This window comes from Streptomyces katrae, from assembly GCF_000966975.1.
GTDB classification, from domain to species: domain Bacteria; phylum Actinomycetota; class Actinomycetes; order Streptomycetales; family Streptomycetaceae; genus Streptomyces; species Streptomyces katrae.
Genome location: NZ_JZWV01000268.1, coordinates 1 through 4179 on the forward strand (window position 1 = coordinate 1; position 4179 = coordinate 4179).

The window sequence follows — 4179 nt, forward strand, 5'->3', positions numbered from 1 at the left end:
GCGGGTCCAGCAGCCTGACGGTGACCGGCAGCCCGTCCATCGCCTCCAGGATGCCGGTGAAGTCCTGCCGTTGCAGGGGCAGCAGCGCTGCGAGGGCCTGCGTGCGCCCGGCAGCGCTGTCGGCCAGGATCACGGCCTCGACCAAGGGGCGCCGGTCGCCGAGGAACATGTGCTCGGTCCGGCACAGGCCGATTCCCCGGGCGCCGAACCGCCGGGCCCGGGCAGCGTCCTCGGGCGTGTCTGCGTTGGCCCGTACCTCCAGGCGCCGCGCCGAGTCCGCCAGGGCCATCATGCGGTGCACGTCACGGACGACCTGCTGGGCTTCGCCGTCGGGTGCCCGTCCGCCGGCCTCGAAGTACCGCATGACCTCCGACTCGGCCAGCGGCACAGCGCCCAGCCGCACCACGCCGTCGGTGCCGTCCACGGAGACGACCGTGCCCTCGGTGACGGTGACCCCGTCCGCGGTCGTGAAGCTCCGCTCCACCGGGTCGACCGTGATGCCTTGCGCCCCGCACACGCAGACCTTGCCCATGCCCCGCGCGACGACGGCCGCATGGCTGGTCTTGCCGCCCCGGGCGGTCAGCACCGCCTGGGCGGCGATCATGCCGGGGAGGTCGTCGGGGGTGGTTTCCTGCCGTACGAGGACCACCCGTTCGCCGGCCCCGTCCCGGCGGACCGCCTCGGCCGAGTCGAACACCACCGCTCCCACGGCGGCTCCCGGCGACGCGGGAACCCCCCGCGCGACCACCGCGCCCACGTCCGGGTCCGAGGTGTCGAAGCGCGGGAACATCAGGTGGGCCAGGGCGTCCCCGTCGACCCGGGCCAGTGCCTCCTGCGGGGAGATCAGGCCCTCGTCGGCCAGCTGGGCGGCGACTGCGAAGGCGGCCTGGGCGGTGCGCTTGCCGACGCGGGTCTGGAGCATCCACAGCTTCCCGCGCTCGATGGTGAACTCGATGTCGCACATGTCCTGGTAGTGGGCCTCCAGGCGGTCCATGTGGGCGCACAGCTCCTTGTACGAGCCGGGATCGAGGTCCGCCAGCTGTTGGAGGGACACGGTGTTGCGGACGCCGGCCACGACGTCCTCACCCTGGGCGTTGGGCAGGTAGTCCCCGTAGGCCTCCCCGTAGGCCCCTGGCCGCCCGGTGGCCGGGTCGCGGGTGAAGGCGACGCCGCTCCCGGAGTCGGGCCCCAGGTTGCCGAAGACCATCGTCTGGATGCTGACGGCGGTTCCCAGGTCGTCGGGGATGTGCTCGCGGCGGCGGTAGATCCTGGCCCGTTCGCCGTCCCAGGAGGAGAAGACGGCGAGGACCGCGCGCCGCAGCTGCTCGGACGGATCCTGGGGGAACTCCTCACCGGTCCGTTCCGCGATCAGGTCCTTGAAGGCCTCGACCAGCCGGATCAGGTCCACGGTGTCGAGCCGGCTGTCGTCGGCCACCTTGTGCTGCCGCTCCAGCCCGTCGGCCAGGGCCTCGAACAGCGCGCTGTCCACCCCCATGACCGCACTGCCGAACATCTGCACGAGGCGCCGGTAGGAGTCCCAGGCGAACCGCTCGCGCTCCGGCGTCTTGCCGAGCCCCAGGACCGAGAGGTCGTTCAGGCCGATGTCGAGGATCGTGTCCATCATCCCGGGCATCGAGAACCGGGCCCCGGACCGTACGGACAGCAGCAGCGGGTCGTCGACCTGCCCGAGCCGCCTGCCCGCCGCCCGCTCCAGGGCCGCCAGGTGCCGGGCGAGCTGGCCTTCGAGCTCCGGCGGCGGCTCACCGGTGGCGAGGAACACCCGGCAGGCCTCGGTGGTGACCGTGAAACCCGGCGGCACGGGCAGACCCATGCGGGCCATCTCCGCGAGGTTGGCACCCTTGCCGCCGAGCAGCCCGGCCATCTCCCGGCTGCCCTGGCTGAAGCCGTACACGTAGGTCGTCATCGTGCCTGCCCGTTTTTTCGAGGGATGCCGGTCGTCACCTCCACCCTGAGCCCGGGGCTCCCTCCTGCGGAAGGGCCCAGTGGTCCCCGCCGGGACCCCACCGGTCCCGTCGGCGGCGCCCCGGCGAACGTCGCACCGCCGCCACACGGCACTGCCCCGGGCAGGTCGACCGGAACCCCGGCTGACCCGGCACCGACACCCCGCACCCGGTCCGACCCGCAGAGGCAGGGGAGGGCCGGCCAGGAGGCCTGCGCTGCACCACCCTCACCCACGGCCGCCCCCGCCGGGGCGGAAGCGGAGCGTGTCGGCTGACCGCCCCGCAGCCGCGGGCCGTTCACCACAGGGACGGGAATCCCCGGTTCATCCAGGCGTGCGGCGCCTCGCTCCCGTCCCAGCCGCCATCGCGCGTCCGGGCTCCACGTCGATCACCTCCAGCGGTTGCCGGGGTCACCCTCGGCCCGGCGAGCCCCCGCGCGGGCAGGCACCGGTATGAGCGGCCGGTAGCCGCGCTTCACCTGTGCCGAAGGCAGACCGGCGCCCCCGGCCTGGGCGCGGGACTCGGCGGGTGTCCCGGTCGGACCGGGATGATCCCGAGCCGGGGCCTCGGCCGGGGCACGTGTACGTCGACGACAGGCACGAGGAGCACCGTGGGCTGGTGACACCTGCGTATGAATTTTCGGTTCTGGTCTGTCCTGCTGCGGGGTGTCGCCGATGCTGCCGGCGTCCGTGCCGGGAGATTGGTGACGTTCGCATGCCGGAAAGCAAAGCGCCCGCATTGACGTTTCGTGTGCCCGCATCCCGAAAGGAATCGACAATGGTACTGCGCCGTGCCGTGATCAGCGCCGTCGGTGCGCTGTCCCTCATGGTGGCCATCCCCTCGTCCGCCAACGCGGCCGTCGGTGAGTTCCTGTACTCGACCGGCCCGCTTCCCGGCATCCCCGCCGGAATCGCGGACCCGGAAAGCCGCGTGTGCCACAACCTGTACGGAGCCACGGAGACCGACCCGGCCTACGCCCCGAAGAACCTCACCAACGCGACGGCCACGGCCTTCCTCGACTTCGACTGCGCGGGCGACACCTACTACGTCATCGCCCCGGGCAGGGTGCTCGGCAACCGCCTCAAGCTGCGTTCGGTCATCTTCTCCTGAACCCGGCACATCGTGTGGCCGCGCGCTGGCGGGGCGGCCACACGACGGCAGGCCCCTCGGCACCCGCTTGCGGGGCCTCGGCCGACTCGGTGGCGAGGCGGGCCCGGCGGCCGGCCATGGCTGCGCGGCAGGGGGTTTCGGTGCGAGGGCCGGTGCCCAGGACTGCTGTCCTCGTTTCGGCCGGAGCGGCCTCGGCCGATGACGGAACAAACACCTTGGACAAAGTCTCAATGATTGGCCTCGGTGGCAACAATCAGAATTTCCAGGGCGTCAACGGGGTAACGGTGGAAGCCGTGCCCCGGGTTCCTGGAAACAATGCTGTTGCGGCGCGGCGCGGCGCGGCCCGGCACCGGACCCGGGTCAGCCGGTCCGACCCGTACACCCGCCGACTCTCCCACACGCGGCTACGCCCCCGCAGCCACGGCAATTATCGGGGGTTCACTGCATTCTGATACATGTTACACAACAACGGGGATAGCCGGGGTTATTCAGTCCAGCGAACCCCAGCCGGTCACGTCCAGCAGTCGGGTGGCCGCTGCGCGTACGGACCCGGCCGACGTCGTTGACGTCCCGTAGCGGACCAGGCGCGGTGGCGCGCGGTTAGACCATCGAGCGGTGAACCCAGCCGTGAAGTGCTCGTCGCCGTCCTGGTAGATCCTGAGGGCGGCGGCGCCGTCTTCGGCGGCGGGTCCGGCCCCCCACCGGTCGGCCCAGGCCTGGAGCGCCTCGACATGCGGCTGATTGGTCCAGTGGACGCCCCGCACGAGCGGGGCCCACCGCGTCTCGGGCAGGGCGATGACCAGGCGGCTGGTGAGCCCCGGACCGGCGTGCGGTCCCGTCACGCCCGCCGTCTGACCCGCCCTCGGGGGGTCGGCGGGGACGGGACCCCACTCCCGCAGCAGCCCGCGGTGCTCCAACTCGACCCGCAGCCGGGCCAGTTCCTCCCACTGGGGCCTCCACGGCCAGCCACCGGTTCTCGGCTTCCTGGTGGCCTTTACACCAGTCTCCCAGCCGCCGATCACCCCGACCACACCCTGCGGGTCGACTGCACCGGGTACTCCGGCGGGAGCGGCGGCGGCTCCGACCACGTCCTCGGCCTCCTCGCCGT

General features: G+C 72.3%; 2 protein-coding genes and 1 pseudogene. 1 reads left to right on the forward strand and 2 read right to left on the reverse strand.

The window, feature by feature from the left end; genetic code table 11:
* Positions 1 to 1924: pyruvate, phosphate dikinase (locus VR44_RS11480; RefSeq protein WP_045947338.1), on the reverse strand; the 1924-nt coding region annotated here is incomplete at its 3' end.
* An 814-nt stretch (positions 1925 to 2738) separates the two neighbouring features.
* Here VR44_RS11480 and VR44_RS11485 point away from each other — a divergent pair.
* Positions 2739 to 3071 (forward strand): hypothetical protein, encoded by a 333-nt coding sequence (locus tag VR44_RS11485; RefSeq protein ID WP_052713556.1) that lies wholly within the window; start codon positions 2739 to 2741, stop codon positions 3069 to 3071.
* A gap of 488 nt (positions 3072 to 3559) precedes the next feature.
* On the opposite strand, the pseudogene VR44_RS11490 reads toward VR44_RS11485, so the two are convergent.
* Positions 3560 to 4179, reverse strand: a pseudogene (locus VR44_RS11490) (hypothetical protein); the annotation flags it as partial.